The 16,197-nt window shown below is 66.8% G+C and carries 13 protein-coding genes and 1 pseudogene; 7 read left to right on the top strand and 7 right to left on the bottom strand.

Translation table 11 applies throughout. From position 1 onward, the window contains the following. Positions 1–78: 78 nt before the first annotated feature. Positions 79–1,544 (bottom strand): annotated as a pseudogene (gene pyk / locus F1640_RS12510) (pyruvate kinase). A 98-nt stretch (positions 1,545–1,642) separates the two neighbouring features. Between pyk and F1640_RS12505 the strand changes: the two are divergent. The 4 genes from F1640_RS12505 to ruvC all read left to right on the top strand — a co-directional run bounded on the left by F1640_RS12505 (position 1,643) and on the right by ruvC (position 3,837). After that, the gene (locus tag F1640_RS12505; RefSeq protein WP_194919463.1) at positions 1,643–1,981 is read left to right on the top strand and encodes a DUF1244 domain-containing protein; all 339 of its coding nucleotides are present in this window, start codon (positions 1,643–1,645) and stop codon (positions 1,979–1,981) included. A gap of 121 nt (positions 1,982–2,102) precedes the next feature. Further along, the gene (locus tag F1640_RS12500; protein WP_124809966.1) at positions 2,103–2,339 is read left to right on the top strand and encodes a DUF2312 domain-containing protein; all 237 of its coding nucleotides are present in this window, start codon (positions 2,103–2,105) and stop codon (positions 2,337–2,339) included. Between the two features lie 157 nt (positions 2,340–2,496). Continuing rightward, positions 2,497–3,240: a YebC/PmpR family DNA-binding transcriptional regulator gene (locus F1640_RS12495; RefSeq protein ID WP_124809967.1), complete on the top strand. Its 744-nt coding sequence runs from the start codon at positions 2,497–2,499 to the stop codon at positions 3,238–3,240. A 120-nt stretch (positions 3,241–3,360) separates the two neighbouring features. Next, positions 3,361–3,837, top strand: a complete 477-nt coding sequence (ruvC, locus tag F1640_RS12490; RefSeq protein WP_124809968.1) for a crossover junction endodeoxyribonuclease RuvC — start codon at positions 3,361–3,363, stop codon at positions 3,835–3,837. 212 nt (positions 3,838–4,049) lie between these two features. Here the strand turns inward: ruvC and F1640_RS12485 are convergent, their stop codons facing one another. The 3 genes from F1640_RS12485 to F1640_RS12475 form a co-directional block, all read right to left on the bottom strand. Further along, positions 4,050–5,243, bottom strand: a complete 1,194-nt coding sequence (locus F1640_RS12485; RefSeq protein WP_194919462.1) for a glycosyltransferase family 1 protein — start codon at positions 5,241–5,243, stop codon at positions 4,050–4,052. A gap of 74 nt (positions 5,244–5,317) precedes the next feature. Further along, positions 5,318–5,707 carry a hypothetical protein gene (locus F1640_RS12480; RefSeq protein WP_233497485.1) on the bottom strand — a complete coding sequence of 130 codons (390 nt, stop codon included), beginning with the start codon at positions 5,705–5,707 and terminating at the stop codon, positions 5,318–5,320. Positions 5,708–5,870: 163 nt separating this feature from the next. Next, a complete protein-coding gene (locus tag F1640_RS12475) occupies positions 5,871–6,299 on the bottom strand; it encodes a hypothetical protein (protein WP_194919460.1) in 429 nt (142 codons plus the stop codon). Positions 6,300–6,584: 285 nt separating this feature from the next. Here F1640_RS12475 and F1640_RS12470 point away from each other — a divergent pair, with 285 nt between their 5' ends. Beyond that, positions 6,585–9,386, top strand: coding sequence for a DUF3857 domain-containing protein (locus F1640_RS12470; protein ID WP_194919458.1), 2,802 nt, complete (start codon positions 6,585–6,587; stop codon positions 9,384–9,386). An 85-nt stretch (positions 9,387–9,471) separates the two neighbouring features. Here the strand turns inward: F1640_RS12470 and typA are convergent, their stop codons facing one another. Continuing rightward, entirely contained in the window at positions 9,472–11,313 is a 1,842-nt protein-coding gene (gene typA, locus F1640_RS12465) for a translational GTPase TypA (protein ID WP_194919455.1), read from the bottom strand. Positions 11,314–11,725: 412 nt separating this feature from the next. Here typA and F1640_RS12460 point away from each other — a divergent pair, with 412 nt between their 5' ends. Both F1640_RS12460 and F1640_RS12455 read left to right on the top strand, forming a co-directional pair. Beyond that, on the top strand, positions 11,726–14,476 hold the full coding sequence (locus F1640_RS12460; protein WP_255530356.1) for a TonB-dependent receptor: 2,751 nt from the start codon (positions 11,726–11,728) through the stop codon (positions 14,474–14,476). Positions 14,477–14,538: 62 nt separating this feature from the next. Further along, entirely contained in the window at positions 14,539–15,036 is a 498-nt protein-coding gene (locus F1640_RS12455) for a DUF805 domain-containing protein (RefSeq protein ID WP_309229254.1), read from the top strand. On the opposite strand, the gene F1640_RS12450 is transcribed toward F1640_RS12455, so the two are convergent. Together F1640_RS12450 and F1640_RS12445 are read right to left on the bottom strand one after the other, a co-directional pair. Then, positions 15,033–15,845 carry an MOSC domain-containing protein gene (locus F1640_RS12450; protein ID WP_194919453.1) on the bottom strand — a complete coding sequence of 271 codons (813 nt, stop codon included), beginning with the start codon at positions 15,843–15,845 and terminating at the stop codon, positions 15,033–15,035. The genes F1640_RS12455 and F1640_RS12450 overlap by 4 nt on opposite strands. Beyond that, positions 15,842–16,192 (bottom strand): YbaN family protein, encoded by a 351-nt coding sequence (locus F1640_RS12445; RefSeq protein WP_194921411.1) that lies wholly within the window; start codon positions 16,190–16,192, stop codon positions 15,842–15,844. The genes F1640_RS12450 and F1640_RS12445 overlap by 4 nt, the downstream gene beginning before the upstream one ends. Between the last annotated feature and the right edge of the window lie 5 nt (positions 16,193–16,197).

Genomic DNA, 16,197 nt, shown 5'->3' with positions numbered 1-16,197 from the left:
TTGCCGTAGGCGCGCCACATGACACTTTTGTTTCAATGTTACAGCGCCCCCGCCGCGCGGAGCCCCCATCGTCACCGGTCAGGTGTCGGGCTGCTCGCCGTGCCGCGTCAGTTCGTCGCCCGCCAGCGTGACCACGTGCAGCAGGTTGGTCGCGCCCGGCGTGCCGAAGGGAACGCCGGCCAGCGTCACCAGCCTGGCACCGGCCGTGCCGAAGCCGTGGCGCAGCGCCATGCGCTTGCCCTTGGCGATCATCTCCTCAAAGCTGCCGATGTCGCGCGTGGTCACGGCGTGCGCGCCCCACAGCAGGCCCAGCTTGCGCGCGGTCTTCACCGACGGCGTCAGCACCAGCATCGGCACCGCCGGCCGCTCGCGCGCGACGCGGCGCGCGGTGGATCCCGATCCGGTGAACACGATGATGCCCGAGATCGGCAGCGTATCGGCAATGCTGGCGCAGGCTTGCGACAGGGCGTCTGCCGTCGTCGGATCGGGCAGGGTCTCGATGAAATGGACGCGCGCGGCATAGCCGCGATCGGCTTCCACTTGCGCGGCGATGCGGTGCATGATCGTCACCGCCTCCTCCGGCCAGGCGCCGGCGGCGGTTTCGGCCGAGAGCATCACCGCGTCCGCGCCGTCATAAACCGCGTTGGCCACGTCGGAAACTTCGGCGCGCGTCGGCGTCGGGTTTCGATCATCGATTCGAGCATCTGCGTGGCGACAACCACCGGCTTGCCCTGCCGCCGCGCGAATTCGACGATGCGCTTCTGCAGCGGCGGCACTTCCTCGGGGTTCAGCTCCACGCCCAGATCGCCGCGCGCCACCATGATGCCGTCGGAAAGCTCGATGATCTCCTCCAGCCGCGAAATCGCCGCCGGCTTCTCGATCTTGGCCATCAGCGAACCGTATCCGCCCATCAGGCGGCGCGCCTCGGCCACGTCCTCGGGCCGCTGCACGAACGACAGCGCGATCCAGTCCGCGCCATGCTCCACCGCGAAGGCCAGATCGCGGCGGTCCTTGTCGGTCAGCGCCGGCACCGGCACCACCGCATCGGGTACGTTCACGCCCTTGCGGTCGGAAATCACCCCGCCGACCTCGGCCGAACACAGGATCGCGTCCTTGTCCGCGCGGATCACGCGCAACCTCAGCTTGCCGTCGTCGATCAGCAGGCGCTGGCCTTTTTCGAGGATGCCGAACAGTTCGGGATGCGGCAGGCAGACGCGCGTCTCGTCGCCCGGTTCGGGATTGCGGTCCAGCGTGAAGTGGCCCGAATGGCGGATCACCGCGCGGCCTTCGCGGAACGTGCCCACGCGCAGCTTCGGCCCCTGCAGGTCGCACAGGATCGTGATCGGCCGGTTGACCTTCTTTTCCAGCGCGCGGATCGAGGCGATCGTTTCGGCGTGGGTGGCGTGATCGCCATGGCTCATGTTGACGCGGAAGGCGTCGGCGCCGGCACGGAACAGCTTTTCGAGCATCTCGGGCGCGCGGCTGGCCGGGCCTACCGTCGCCAGAATCTTCACCTTGCGGCCCCGGGGATCATGTTTCGCCACGCGTGGCTCCCTAGTTTTTGCGGCCCTTACGGAAAGCGCCTCTTCAACGGCCCCGGCCTATGGCCTATGCGACGGGAAAACCCAAGGGAATGATTGCCATGGATACGAATGCGACACCCGGTGCCGGCGATACCCCCGCCGACGCGCTCGATACCCTGCCCGATGCGGTGGCCGCCGCCGCGTTCCGCCGCCTGGTGCGCCATCTGCGCCACCGCCACGATGCGCAGAACATCGATCTGATGGGCCTGGCGGGCTTCTGCCGCAACTGCCTGGCCGACTGGATCAACGAAGCCGGCGCCGGGCTGGACAAGACCGCCGCGCGCGAAGCGATCCACGGCCTGCCCGCCGCCGAATGGAAGGCCCGCTTCCAGACCGCGGCGACGCCCGAACAGCTGGCGCGCATGGAGGAAAGCATGAAGAAGAACGCCGGACACTGACGATCCGCCGATAGTTCCGCCGCCAGCGGAGAGGATTTCCACAGCCGCCGCTTTGCGCGAACCGGCGCGCCCGCTATCAGCGCGGCCGACCGATTCACCATAACCCTTGCGGAGTTTCCCGATGGCCGAAGCCGCCGATGATCGCCTGCGCCTCCTGATCGAGCGCATCGAACGCCTTGAAGAAGAAAAGAAGGGCATCGGCGACGACATCAAGGATGTCTACAACGAAGCCAAGGCCGTGGGTTACGACGCCAAGATCATGCGCCAGATCGTCCGCCTGCGGAAGATGAAGCCCGACGACCGCCGCGAGATGGAAATGGTTCTCGAAACCTACAAGACCGCGCTGGGCCTGGGCTGACCCCGAACCGACGCGGAACCACCGCGCGCGCAAACACCGACAACAGCGGGAATTCCGGGGGCGGTTGCTATCGCCCCCCCGCGCGGTGTAAGGCGCGCGCAACCGGGGCGCCGAGGATGCCGGAAGCTCCGCAACTCGCAGACTTCCGAAGGTTCCCATGGCTGGCCATTCCAAATTCAAGAACATCATGCACCGCAAGGGCGCGCAGGACAAGAAGCGCTCTGCCCAGTTCTCCAAGCTCAGCCGCGAAATCACCGTCGCGGCCAAGATGGGCATGCCCGATCCGGACATGAACCCGCGCCTGCGCGCCGCGGTCAACGCCGCCAAGGCGCAGTCGATGCCCAAGGACAACATCCAGCGCGCGATCGACAAGGCCAGCAAGGGCGATGCGGAGAACTACGAGGAAATCCGCTATGAGGGCTACGGCCCCGGCGGCGTCGCGCTGATCGTCGAGGCGCTGACCGACAACCGCAACCGCACCGCCACCAACGTCCGCACCGCCTTCGCCAAGAACGGCGGCAACCTGGGCGCCAGCGGCGCGGTCAGCCACGGCTTCGAGCGGCTGGGCCTGATCGAATACCCCGGCAAGGCCGGTGACGAGGAAAAGGTGCTCGAAGCCGCGATCGAGGCCGGCGCCGACGATGTCGAGAGCGACGAGGAATCGCATTCGATCTGGGTGGCGGTGGAAAACCTCCACGAAGTGGCGCGCGAGCTGGAAAAGACGCTGGGCGAAGCCGAAGGCGTGAAGCTGGCATGGCGGCCCAACCTCAAGACCGAGGTTTCCGCCGACGACGCCGCCACGCTGCTGAAGCTGATCGACGTGCTGGACGACGACGACGACGTACAGACCGTGTGGGGCAACTACGAAATCCCCGACGAAGTAATGGAAAAGCTTGGGTGATGGAAAAGCTGGCCTGATGCATCTCCCCTCCCGCCTGCGGGAGGGGTCGGGGGTGGGCGTTGCGGGGCGCGGCGCCGGACCTTCCCACCCATTGGCCTCCCGTCTGCGGAAGGGGCAGGAATGATCATCCTCGGCATCGATCCCGGCCTCACCTGCACCGGCTGGGGCGTGGTGGCCAAGGCGGGCAGCCGGCTGAGCCACATCGCCAACGGCCAGATCCGCACCGACGCCAAGGCCAGCATGGCCGAACGGCTGGTGGAGCTGGACGCCGCGCTGACCGACGTGATCCTGGCCCACCGCCCCGATACCGGCGCGGTCGAGGAAGTCTTCGTCAACGTGAACCCGCAGTCGACGCTGAAGCTGGGGCAAGCACGCGGCGTCGCCATGCTTTCGGTGGCGCGCGCGGGCATTCCGGTGGCGGAATACCCCACCAAGGTCATCAAGAAAGCGCTGGTCGGCACCGGCGGCGCGGAAAAGCTGCAGGTTCAGGCGATGCTGAAAGTGCTGCTCCCCGGCGTGAAACTGGCCGGCGAGGACGCGGCGGACGCGCTCGCCGTGGCAATCACCCACGCCAACATGCTGGGCAGCCACCGGTAAACGCCTGGCAGGCTGCCGGTGCGGACGCGACGAGGTTGCGGAGTTTGGGCACGCAAAACCCCCGTTCGTCCTGAGCCCGTCGAAGGACCCGCGCTACGGTTGATCTTGAGGCGGTTTACCGCGCGCGGTCAGCAGGGCGCGCGTCCTTCGACAGGCTCAGGACGAGCGGACATGGGGGATTGCTCGCGAACCGCGTCCCTCCCCCAATACCTCTACCGCCGCTTCGCCTTGCCCTTCTGCCGGATCAGCCGCAGGTAGGTGTCGGCCACCGCCTGGTTGATGCGGTCCCAGCTGAATTCCAGGCTGCGCGCCTCGCCCGCCGCGCCGTGGCGCGCGCGCAGGTCGGCGTCCTCGACATAGGCGCGCAGCGCCTCGGCGAACTGGCGCACCGCGCCGGGGGCGATCAGCCGGCCGGAAACGCCGTCGTCGACCAGGCTCTGGCTGCCCGTGGCCGCCGCAGCGACCACCGGCACGCCGCAGGCCATCGCCTCCAGCGTGACGTTGCCGAATGTCTCGGTGATGGACGGGTTGAACAGCACGTCCATGCTGGCGACCGCGCGGCCAAGGTCCGCGCCGCCCTGGAAGCCGGTGAACACCGCTTGCGGCAACCGTTCGGTGAACCAGTCGTGCGCCGGCCCTTCTCCCACCACCATCACCCGGTGCGCCACGCCGCGCCGGGCAAGCTGGTCGATCGAATCCGAAAAGACGTCCAGCCCCTTTTCCATGACCAGGCGGCCGAGGAAGCCGATCACCACCTCGTCATCGGCGATGCCCAGGCTTTGCCGCCAGGCGGTATCGCGGCGGCCGGGATGGAAGACATCGCGGTCCACCCCGCGCGACCAGATGTCGATGTCGTAGTTCATGCGCTGCGCGCGCAGCACTTGCGCCATCGATTCGGACGGCGCGACCAGCGCATCGCACCGGCGATAGAAACGGCGCAGCACGGCCTCGAGCACCGGTTCCAGGAACGCCATGTTGTAATAGCGGGGGTAGGTCTCGAACCGGGTGTGGACCGAGGCGAGGATCGGCAGGCGCTGCCGGCGCGCCCAGCTCACCGCGCGGTGGCCGGCGATGTCGGGCGAGGAAACGTGGACCACATGCGGCGCGAACGTGGCCAGATCGCGCCGCACACGCGGGCTGAGCGCGATTGGCAGGCGGTATTCCGCGCGGCCGGGAATGGCGATGGAAGGCACCCCGACCAGCTTACCCTTGGACGGGAACGCGGGGTTGGCCACCTTGGGCGCATAGACGCGCACTTGCGCGCCCTGGCGCTGGAGATAGCCGACCAGCCGGTTCAGCGCCTGGTTGGCGCCATCGCGGACATAGTTGTAGTTGCCGCTGAACAGCGCCACGCGCAGCCCTTGGGTCGTGGCGGGCAAGGACCCAGTATCGGTGGAGTCGACCATCGCGTCCCCTTAGCCGCCCCTTTCGTGCTTGGCGAGTACACGAAAGGTAGCGGCCGAGGCAAACCGCGGTGCCTTTACCAGCCGCGGCGGTATCCGTGGTGCCAGCCGCCGTGCCAGCCCCAGCCGCCGCGATAGACCACCACGGGCGGCGGGGGCGGCGGCGCGTAATAGTAGCTGCGCGGATAGACCGGATAGGCGGGATAGACCGGCGCCGGATAGGCCGGATACGCCGGGTAGTCGGCATAATAGCCGCGATCATAGTAGCGGTCGCGGTGGTTCGACGCGATGGCCGCGCCGACCGCCAGGCCGACGATGCCGCCCGCGATCGCCGCGCCCGTGCTGTCGCCACCACGATGGCCGTAATAGGGGCCGCCGTAGTAGGGGCGTGCCTGCGCCGGAGCCGCGGCCGCCAGCGCGGTGGCCGCCAGCGTCATCGCAACGATGCCTTTCTTGAGATGGTTCACGACTGTTCTCCTCATCCGCCGTGTCGGTCCCTGGCACGGACTGTTGCCTTTTCATCTGCCCGGCTCGCGCTGAACGGAGCCTGAAAAATCCCGTCACACGGCGTTATCAGGGCACGATCCGTCGCAAAACGGGACGGGGTCGCCCCCGTCCCGTCCCCCCGGATCAGTTGCCGTAGGGATAGCCACGCGGATCGCCGCGATAGCCGTCCCGGTAGTCGCCGCCGTAGCCGTTGTTGTAACCCTGGTTGTTGTACCCGCGGCGGGCGTAATAGCCCTCGTCATCGCAGGGCCGGCCGTTCTGGTCATAGCGACGACCGTCACGGTCCCAGTAGTATCCGTCGCGCCAAGTCCAGCCGCGATCGCGGTAGCGGTCGTGCTTGTTGCTGTTGGCGCTCGAGGCGATCAGCGCGCCGATGGCGATGCCGACGATCCCGCCGACGATCGCGGCGCCGGTGGCGTCCCCACCACCGCGATGATAACCGCCGCCATAGCCACCGCCGTAATAGGGCCGGGCCGAGGCCGGCGCGACGCTGGCAAACGTGGTGGCGGCCAGCGCGGTGGCGAGGATCGCCTTCTTCGCGAATTGCATCATGAGCGTTCTCCCGGAACGGTCCCTGGAAAGCCCCGTGCCTTCCCCGATGTGCCGCCGTGAGAAGCGGTCTAGGCGATTCGCGCTGAACGAAACCGGAAAGGAACTGGCAGCTTTTGTTCAGGTTCACTCCGGGTTTGATGAACAAATATGCGACCTCGGGGAGCGGCGGAAACTGTGTGCGTTTTGGCGGTACGGGTTGCGTTGCCGCAAATAATTCGCCCTACTTCAACACGCTGACGCGGGTCCGCCAATGGCGCACGCTCGCTGATACGGGGGCAAAGACGCATGGGCAGAATCGATTTGGCGGGTGTTTCGGCCATGGCGGCCGTGCTGCTGGCGCAACCCGCCGCAGCCGGCGAAACGCCGCTGTATCAACCTTCGCCCGCCTGGATTCACCCGGTTTCGCTACCCGGCACGCTGGCCAGCGACAGTGCGTTCGCGCCGCTTTACGATTGGCAAGTGCGGATCGCCGATGGCCGGGTGTGGAGCTATTTCGACATCACGGTCAAGATGACCAACGCCGAAACGATCGCCAGCAACTCCACGCTCGCGCTGCCGTGGCTGCCGGACAAGGGCGATCTCATCGTTCACGAAGTAGCGATCATCCGCAACGGCGCGACGATCGATCTGCTCAAGGACGGCAAGCGGTTCGACGTCCTGCGGCGTGAACAGCAGCTGGAACAGCGCCAGATCACCGGTCTCCTGACCGCCACGATGGAGCCTGAGGGCCTCCAGATCGGCGATACCCTGCACGTGCGCGCGTCCGTTACCACGCTGGACAAGGCGCTGGGCGATCGTGCGCAGTGGCAGGCGCCGCTGATCGCGCTGCCCGCCAAAACCAGCGGCGCGACGATGGCGTTGAGCTTCCCGTCCAAACGGCCGCCGCACTGGCAGATCGTGGGCGCCACCCCGCAAACCACCACGGTCACGCGCGATGGCTTCACCACCGTATCCGTGGCGCTGCCCACGCCGAAGAAGCCGGAAATGCCCGGAGACGCGCCCCTGCGCTTCCGCCAGCCGGCCTTCATCGAAGCGTCCGATTTCGCGTCCTGGCGCGAAGTCTCGAAAGTGATGAGCCCGCTGTTCGCCACCGAAGGCACGATCGAGAAGGACGGCGCGCTGGCGGCGGAAATCGAAACGATCCGCAAGGCGAGCGCCAACCCGCTGACGCAGGCCGCCCTGGCGCTGCGCAGCGTGCAGGACAAGATCCGCTATGTCGCCGTCCAGATGAACGGCGGCAACTACGTTCCGCAGACACCGGAGCGCACCTGGTCGATCCGGTATGGCGATTGCAAGGCCAAGACGCTGCTGCTGCTGGCCATGCTGCGCGCGCTGCAGATCGATGCCGAACCGGTACTGGCCAGCGCGACGATGGACGATCTGGTGCCGCAGCACCTGCCTTCGGCGGGGGCGTTCGACCATGTGTTCGTGCGCGCGCGCATCGGCGGACGGTCGGTCTGGCTGGATGGGACCGACACGGGCACGCGCCTGCCCGATCTCGGCGATACGCCCACGATGCGGCAGGTGTTGCCGCTGCGCGCCGACGGGGCGGAGCTGGAAGCGATCCAGCGAACCGCGCCCGCGCGTCCTACGGTCGATATCACGCTGGACATCGATGAAAGCACCAGCACCGATTTGCCCTCGCTGACGCAGATCAACGCCGTCTTCCGAGGCGGCGCGGCCACGCTGATGAATACGGCCAGGGAACAATTGGCCGAGAAGGAACACGAACAGTTCCTCGCAACGATGCTGCAGCGGCTGCTCGGAGAGGGCCAGTTCGCCGATCTGGTGGCAAAGCCCGATCCAGACCTCGGAACGGTCGCCGTGTCCGGCAGGGCCGTGTTCACCACGCCGTGGACCACCGAGGACCACTTGCGCAAGCGGCAGGTTGCGCGCCTGACCGGTGACCAGGAATTCAGCCCGGACCGCGCCCGCACGTCCTGGGCGAATATCCCCGTAACGACTGGCACCCCTGATCGCATGCACTACAAGGCCCGCATCCGTCTACCGGAAGATGGCCGGGGCCTGACGGTCGAAGGCGCACGCCATCTCGATACCGAGGTAGCCGGGCGACACCTGCAGCGCAGCCTCTCGCTGGAGGGCGCCGTGCTGACCCTGGACGAAACGATGACCATGGCCGGCACCGAAGTGGCGCCCTCCGCCGTCGCCGGCGAACGGGATCGGGCGGCCGCGGTCAACGCGCAGGCGCCAAGGCTGATCGCGCCGCTCGATACACGGCGGCGCTGGCAACTGACCGAAGCGGCAACCCGCGCCTCGTCCCAGATCACCGGTATCAACGCCATCTATGAACGCGCGATCGCAACCGCCGAGGCGGACGATACGCTGCCGTGGAGCAACCGCGCGAACTATCGCAAGGGCATCGGCGACCGGAAGGGCGCCATCGCCGATCTTTCGCACGTGATCGCCACGCACCCGTCGGTGGACGAGTACCTCGTGCGCGCCGACCTCTACGACACCATCGGCGATTATGCCTCCGCCGAGAAGGATGCCGATGCGGCACGGGCGATCGATCCGTCATCGCTCCCGGCGATCGGCCGGCTCGCCTACTATGCGGCGAAGCAGGGCAAGGTGGACAGCGCGCTGGCCCTGCTCGATGAAAAGATCGCGCTCGGCGGGCAGACGCGCTTCGATTACCAGCTCTCGCGCGCGCAGATTCTCGGCGAGTTCGGCGATCCGGCGGCAGCGATCGGGCAATATGATGCGCTGATCACGCAGAAACCGGGCAAGCCCAGCCTGCTGAACGGGCGCTGCTGGACCAAGGCGCTGCGGCAGGTGCAGATCGACACCGCGCTGAAGGATTGCACCAGCGCCATCGAGCTGAGCGACGACACCTCCGAAATCCTCGACAGCCGCGCGGTCGTCTGGCTGCGGCTTGGCAAGTTCACCGAGGCGCTGGCGGATATCGACGCCGCGCTGGTCCAGTCACCCGGCCTGGCGCAGAGCCGCTACATCCGCAGCCTGATCCTGCGGCATCTGGACCGCGGCGCCGAAGCCGACAGCGAACGCGAACAGGCCCTGCGCATCCTGCCCATGGTCGAAAAGGAATACCACCGCTACGCGCTGTAGGGGAGCGCCCAATAGCCCATGAAAAAGGCGGCGGGACCGATGCCCCGCCGCCTTTTTCGTGTTCCGATGGCCGGGAAGCCGAGGCTTACGCCGCTTCCTTCTTCCGGCTGGCCTTCTTGCGCTCGTTCGGATCGAGGATCGCCTTGCGCAGGCGGATCGTCTTCGGCGTCACTTCGACCATTTCGTCGTCGTCGATATAGGCGATGGCCTGTTCCAGCGTCATGATCTTCGGCGGGGTCAGGCGGATCGCGTCGTCCTTGCCGGTCGAGCGGAAGTTGGTGAGCTGCTTGGACTTCATCGGGTTGACTTCGAGATCTTCCGGCTTGGCGTTCTCGCCGATGATCATGCCTTCGTAGATCTTGTCCTGCGGCCGCACGAACAGGATGCCGCGATCCTCAAGGCTGTTGAGCGCATAGCCCACCGCCTCGCCGGTACCGTTGGAGATCAGCACGCCGTTGAGCCGCCCCTCGATCGGCCCCTTGTGCGGGCCGTACTTCTCGAACAGCCGGTTCATGATACCGGTGCCGCGCGTGTCGGACAGGAATTCGCCGTGATAGCCGATCAGGCCGCGCGACGGGGCCGAGAAGATGATGCGGGTCTTGCCCACGCCCGAAGGCTTCATCTCGGTCAGTTCGGCCTTGCGGCGCTGCATCTTCTCGACGACCGTGCCCGAGAATTCGTCGTCCACGTCGATCACGACCGTTTCGTAAGGCTCGGTGCGCGCGCCCGTCTCGTCGGTATCGAACAGCACGCGCGGGCGGCTGATGCCCAGCTCGAAGCCTTCGCGGCGCATCGTCTCGATCAGCACGCCCAGCTGGAGTTCGCCGCGCCCGGCCACTTCGAAGCTGTCCTTGTCGGCGCTTTCGGTCACGCGGATGGCGACGTTGGTTTCCGCTTCGCGCAGCAGGCGGTCGCGGATCATGCGGCTGGTCACCTTGTCGCCCTCACGGCCCGCGAATGGGCTGTCGTTGACGGCGAAGCGCATCGCCAGCGTCGGCGGATCGATCGGCTGCGCGGTGATCGGCGTGCTCACCGAAGGATCGGCGATGGTGTTGGCCACGGTGGCCTTTTCCAGCCCTGCCAGCGCAATGATGTCGCCCGCGCGGGCTTCGTCCACCGGCACGCGGTCCAGCCCGTTGAACGACAGCAGCTTGGAGGCGCGGCCGACTTCGATCACCTTGCCTTCGGCATCCAGCGCGTGGATCGGCTGGTTGACCTTGATCGTGCCCGACTGGACGCGGCCGGTCAGCACGCGGCCCATGAAGTTATCGCGATCGAGCAGCGTCGCCAGGAACGAGAACGGGCCGTCCACGTCCAGGTTCGGCGCCGGCACGTGGGACACGATCTTTTCGAACAGCGGCTCCAGCGTGCCTTCGCGGGCGGCTTCGTCCTCGCTGGCGTAACCGTTGCGGCCCGAGGCGTAGAGCACCGGGAATTCGAGCTGTTCGTCGTTGGCGTCGAGGCTGACGAACAGGTCGAACACCTCGTCCAGCACTTCCTGCGCGCGGCCGTCGGGACGGTCGATCTTGTTGACCACCACGATCGGCTTGAGGCCGAGCGCCAGCGCCTTGCCGGTGACGAACTTGGTCTGCGGCATCGCGCCTTCCGAGCTGTCGACCAGCAGGATCACGCCATCGACCATCGACAGGATGCGTTCCACCTCGCCGCCGAAGTCGGCGTGGCCGGGGGTATCGACGATGTTGATGCGGATCGTTTCGCCCGACTGGGGCGACGTCCATTCGACCGAGGTGCACTTGGCCAGAATGGTGATCCCGCGTTCCTTTTCGAGATCGTTGGAATCCATCGCGCGCTCTTCCACGCGCTGGTTGTCGCGGAACGTGCCGGACTGGCGGAAAAGCTGGTCGACCAGAGTGGTCTTGCCGTGGTCGACGTGGGCGATGATCGCGATATTGCGCAGGGCGGACATGATGGCGCTTTCGGTAAGGCGGATGTTCTGGGCTCGGACCCGCGCGCCGCAAAGGCGCGGGCCGGTTCGGGCGCGCGCTTAGCCGGAATTGTGCGTTGCGGCAAGGACAGTCTGGCATCGGGCCGGCCCGCAGCCCCGCTTCGCGCCCCCGGTCACCCCAGTTGTTACCGGTGTGCCACAGGCCCGGCAAGAGCCGTAGCGGGGCGGGAAAAACATGAAAATGCCGATTGTCTCGCGCCGTTCAGGCTCATATTGGTCCTTCCCAGAAGGGATGAGGGGTGTCGATTTCCCGTCGGAATGGACGGAAGGCTTTGTTCCGGGGCGTTTTTACCGCCATCCGGTTCCGGCTTCGGCCACGGGCCTCCACCGCGCCTTCTCCCGTTACCAGCTCAGCTACAGGATTGGTTGCTACATGAAATTTGCCGAACTCGCCCGCGCGGGCCTGCTCGTGGGGGTCTGCGGTTTCACGGTGACGGTGCCCGCCGTCGCTTTCGCGCAAACCCAGGCGATGCCGGAACAGGCCGCCGCCCCCGCCGCCGACGGGGAAGAAGCCCTGCCCGCGCCCGAGGAAGAGGCGAAGCCCGCCACCGATCGTGGAGAAGACACCACGCAGGGCAACGAGATCGTCGTCACCGCGACCAAGCGCGAACAGACGCTGCAGGACGTGCCCGTCGCCGTCACGGTCACCAGCGCGCAGACGCTCGAGCGCGCGCAGATCCGCGATCTCAAGGATCTCGCCAGCGTGGTGCCCTCGCTGCGCGTCAACCAGCAGCAAAGCTCGGCCAATACCAACTTCATCATCCGCGGCTTCGGCAACGGCGCCAACAACGCCGGGATCGAACCGTCGGTCGGCGTTTTCGTCGATGGCGTCTATCGCTCGCGCTCGGCCGCGCAGATCGGCGATTTTCCCGATGTGCAGCGGATCGAGGTGCTGCGCGGCCCGCAATCCACGCTTTTCGGCAAGAACGCTTCGGCGGGCGTCGTCTCGGTGGTCACGCAGGCGCCGCAGTTCAAGTTCGGCGGCAATCTGGAGGCAACCTACGGCAATTACGATGCCGTGGTGCTCAAGGGCGTGGTCACCGGCCCGGTGGCCGATAACGTCGCGGTCAGCCTGGCCGGCGGCTACAACAAGCGCGATGGCTACATCCACGATCTGGGCACCGGACACACCGTGAACGACCGCAACCGCTGGTTCGTGCGCGGGCAGACGCTGTGGGAAGCGAGCCCCGCCCTGCGCGTGCGGATCATCGGCGATTACAGCCGCATCAACGAGAACTGCTGCGCCGCGATCAATCTCCAGCCTTCGGCCGCCACCACGGCGATCCGCGCGCTGGGCGGCAAGGTCAACAACGCGGCGGACCGCTATGCCGACGTGACCTACAGCAATTTCGATTCGTCCAACGACATCCGCAACTGGGGCCTTTCGGCGCAGGCCGACTATGACCTCGGCCCGCTGACCTTCACCTCGATCACCGCCTATCGCCGCACGGACGCGCTGACCAACCAGGATTCGGACTTCACCAGCGCCGATCTCCTCGGCGAGAATTCGCAGGACCTGCGGATCAAGACCTTCACCCAGGAATTCCGCATCGCGACCAATATCGAAGGTCCGCTGAACTTCATGCTGGGCGGGTTCTATTTCAACGAGAAGATCGACCAGTCCAACCGCGTCGCCTATGGCTCGCAGTATCGCCCCTATGCCGATCTGCTGATCCGCTCGGGCACCGGCGGCGCGCTCAACGCGTCCTCCCTCGAAGCGACGATCAGCGGGCTGACCGGCCAGAACTACGCCGGCCGGTTCTTCGGCGCAGGGCAGGGGCTGGACGAACGCTATCGCCTGAAGAACGAGGCGTTCTCGATCTTCGCGCAGGCCGATTTCAAGGTGCACGATCGCCTGACCATCACCGGCGGCATCAACTTCACCCGCGATACCAAGAATTTCTCCGCGCAGGTTTCGTCGAGCGACGTGTTCTCGGGCCTTTCGCTGGCGGGCATCGGCCAGACCGGGCTGACACAGCAGTACCTCGCCACGGCGGTGGGCACCGCGCTGGGCCTTGGCGCGGCGGCCAATGCCGCCCAGATCCAGGGCTTCGCCACGGCCCAGCCCGGCGTTTTCGGCGCGCTGCGCACGCAGGCGGCCGCCTTCGGCGCGGCCAATGCCAACATCACGCCCGCGCAGGCGGCGGCCAGCGGCAATCCCGGACTGGTCGGCAACCCGCTGCTCGCGCTCAAGAGCCTTCAGTTCCTGCCCCCGTTCCTGGGCGTGCCCAACGGGGTGGAGCCTGGCCGCACCAGCGACAGCAAGTTCACCTATACCGCGCGGATCGCCTACGATCTGACGCGGCGGATCAACTTCTACGCCAGCTTCGCCACCGGCTTCAAAGCCAGTTCGATCAACCTTTCGCGCGATAGCCGGCCCGCCGCCTCCGACGCGGTGGCGCTGGCCGCCGCCGGGCTGACTCAGGTCAACCAGACCTACGGCAGCCGCTTCGCCGGGCCGGAAAGCTCGACGGTGCTGGAATTGGGGCTCAAGGCCAACTGGGGGCTGGTGACGATGAACGTCGCCGCCTTCCGCCAGTCGATCAAGGGTTTCCAGTCCAACATCTTCACCGGCACCGGCTTCTACCTGTCGAACGCCGGCAAGGAGACGGTGCAGGGCTTCGAGTTCGAAGGCACCGCGCGCCCGGCGCGGGGCGTGCAGCTGTCGATGGCGGTGACCTACCTCGATCCCAAGTACGACAGCTTCGGCCTTTCGGCGGTGGGCGATCTTTCGGGCACGCGGCCGGCGGGCATCCCCTCGATCTCGGCCACCTGGGGCGCGCAGATCGACCACGCCTTCCCCAACGACGATCACCTGATCCTGCGCGGCGATTTCCATTACGAAGCGCAAGTGCAGATCCAGGAAGGCCTGCCCGGCTTCCTTTCGGGGGGCACCGACGCGGCGATCGCGGCGGCGCAGCCGTTCACGCGCGAGGTCAGCGAACTCAACGGCTCGCTCACCTGGGCGATGCACAACGGCATCGAGTTCTCGGTCTGGGGCCGCAACATCCTCAACCACCGCTGGCTGCTCAACATCTTCGATTCGGTGGCGCAGCCAGGCTCGATCTCGGGCTACGTCAACCAGCCGCGCACCTGGGGCGGCACGGTGCGCTACCGGTTCTGAAAGACCGCTCCACAATCGCGCCGAAGCGGAGGAGGAAAGGGAGGCTGCGGCCTCCCTTTTTCTTGCGGACCGCAGAAAATCGTGCCTTCCTCCGCATTACACGCCGCCAGCTTGTCAGAGCGGCCGAAGCAGGGGATTGTCCGATGGAATGGATGTTGATGCCGTACCGGCGCTATGCCGATTTTTCCGGCCGTTCGCGGCGCAAGGAATACTGGATGTTTATCCTGTTCACGGCCATCGTCTACGCAGTCGTTTTTTCACTCATGATGGCTGGCGGCTTCAGCTTTTCGCCCGATGGAACACCCTCGCGCGGGCCACTGTTCTGGCTGGGCGCGCTGCTTCTGGGGTTATTCGTACTCGGCAGCTTTATCCCATCGATAGCCGTGCAGGTCCGTCGCTTTCACGATCAGGACAAGTCCGGCTGGTTCGTGCTGCTGGCCTTCGTGCCTTACGTCGGCGGTTTGATCGTGCTGGTCTTCATGTGCATCGAAGGCACGCGCGGCCCCAACCGCTTCGGCCCCGATCCCAAGAATCCCAACCAGGCGGACGTCTTCGCCTAAAGCACGTCCACCGTGTCCCCGACCGCGATCGCGCCGGGGCCATCGGGAATGGCATTATGGCCGAAGACCGGCATCTTCTGCCAGACGCGGCCCATCGCCTTCAGCGTGCGCAGCGGTTCGGGGCCGGTGCTTTCGCCGGTCTCCACGTCCTGCGTGGTGATGACGCAGCGCGTGCAGGGCTTGACCACGCGCAGCGTCAGGCCGCCGATGCGCAGGCGCTGCCAGCCGTCCTCGGCAAAGGCCGCACCCGCGCCTTCCAGCACGATGTTCGGCCGGAAGCGGCCCATGTCCAGCGGCGCATCGAGCCGCGCGTTGAGCGCCGCGAGCGATTCGACCGTGGTGACCAGCAGCGGAAAGCCATCGGCGAAGCTGACCCGGTCGCCCGCCGCGCCATAATCCGGGTGGACCGGGCGCACCGTTTGCTCGGCCATGTGGACCAGCCGCACCGGACGCCCGAACAGCGCGGACAGCCATGCTGCGGCGGCGGGGCCGGCATCCTGGCCGATCACCTCGTCTCCCCACACGCGCACCGGCCGTTCGGGAGCGCCCGACAGCGGCACCGGCACGTCCAGTTCGCTTGCGGCATCGACGCCGGGCGCGCGATGGCGCAGGCGCAGCCCGTGCTCGGTCGGCTGTGCCGAAACCAGCGCCATCGCCGGCAATTCGCGGCGGGTAAGGAAGCGGCCGTCCTCGCGCACCATCATCCAGCGCCGGTCGCCTTCCAGCCCGCGCGACGTGACCATGGCCCGCGTCATGGCCTCTCCGCCCATCGACTTGACCGGGTAGCGATGCAGGGAAACCACTTTCATTCCGCGCGCGTCCATATCCAGGTGCCCGAAATCGCCATGACTGCCGCCGGGATCAGCACCCAGGGCCAGCCGGCGGTCAACGCTGTGATGCCCACGCTAATCGCCATGGCAAGCAGCGCCGCCTGCTTGGCCCGGCGCGAAATGGCGCGGCGTTCACGCCACTGGCGCAGCGCGGGGCCGTATTTCGGGTGATCGAGCAGGCGCTGTTCCCACGCCGGATTGCCCTTGGCGAAGCAGAACGCGGCCAGCAGCAGGAACGGCACGGTCGGCAGCAGCGGCAGGAATGCTCCCACCGCCCCGATCGCGACGAAGGCAAGGCCGGCCCCCGTCCAGAGATGCCGGCCCAGCACGG

Origin of the sequence: Novosphingobium sp. NBM11 (assembly GCF_015390225.1) — a bacterium.
Taxonomy (GTDB): Bacteria; Pseudomonadota; Alphaproteobacteria; order Sphingomonadales; family Sphingomonadaceae; genus Novosphingobium.
This window is presented reverse-complemented; position numbering and strand designations above follow the sequence as displayed.

Excerpts from the sequence above, each read along its gene's own strand:
- F1640_RS12505 (WP_194919463.1), top strand. The coding sequence starts at position 1,643 with ATGGATACGAATGCGACACCCGGTGCCGGCGATACCCCCGCCGACGCG.
- F1640_RS12500 (WP_124809966.1), top strand. The coding sequence starts at position 2,103 with ATGGCCGAAGCCGCCGATGATCGCCTGCGCCTCCTGATCGAGCGCATC.
- F1640_RS12495 (WP_124809967.1), top strand. The coding sequence starts at position 2,497 with ATGGCTGGCCATTCCAAATTCAAGAACATCATGCACCGCAAGGGCGCG.
- ruvC (WP_124809968.1), top strand. The coding sequence starts at position 3,361 with ATGATCATCCTCGGCATCGATCCCGGCCTCACCTGCACCGGCTGGGGC.
- F1640_RS12485 (WP_194919462.1), bottom strand. The coding sequence starts at position 5,243 with ATGGTCGACTCCACCGATACTGGGTCCTTGCCCGCCACGACCCAAGGG.
- F1640_RS12475 (WP_194919460.1), bottom strand. The coding sequence starts at position 6,299 with ATGATGCAATTCGCGAAGAAGGCGATCCTCGCCACCGCGCTGGCCGCC.
- F1640_RS12470 (WP_194919458.1), top strand. The coding sequence starts at position 6,585 with ATGGGCAGAATCGATTTGGCGGGTGTTTCGGCCATGGCGGCCGTGCTG.
- typA (WP_194919455.1), bottom strand. The coding sequence starts at position 11,313 with ATGTCCGCCCTGCGCAATATCGCGATCATCGCCCACGTCGACCACGGC.
- F1640_RS12460 (WP_255530356.1), top strand. The coding sequence starts at position 11,726 with ATGAAATTTGCCGAACTCGCCCGCGCGGGCCTGCTCGTGGGGGTCTGC.
- F1640_RS12450 (WP_194919453.1), bottom strand. The coding sequence starts at position 15,845 with ATGAAAGTGGTTTCCCTGCATCGCTACCCGGTCAAGTCGATGGGCGGA.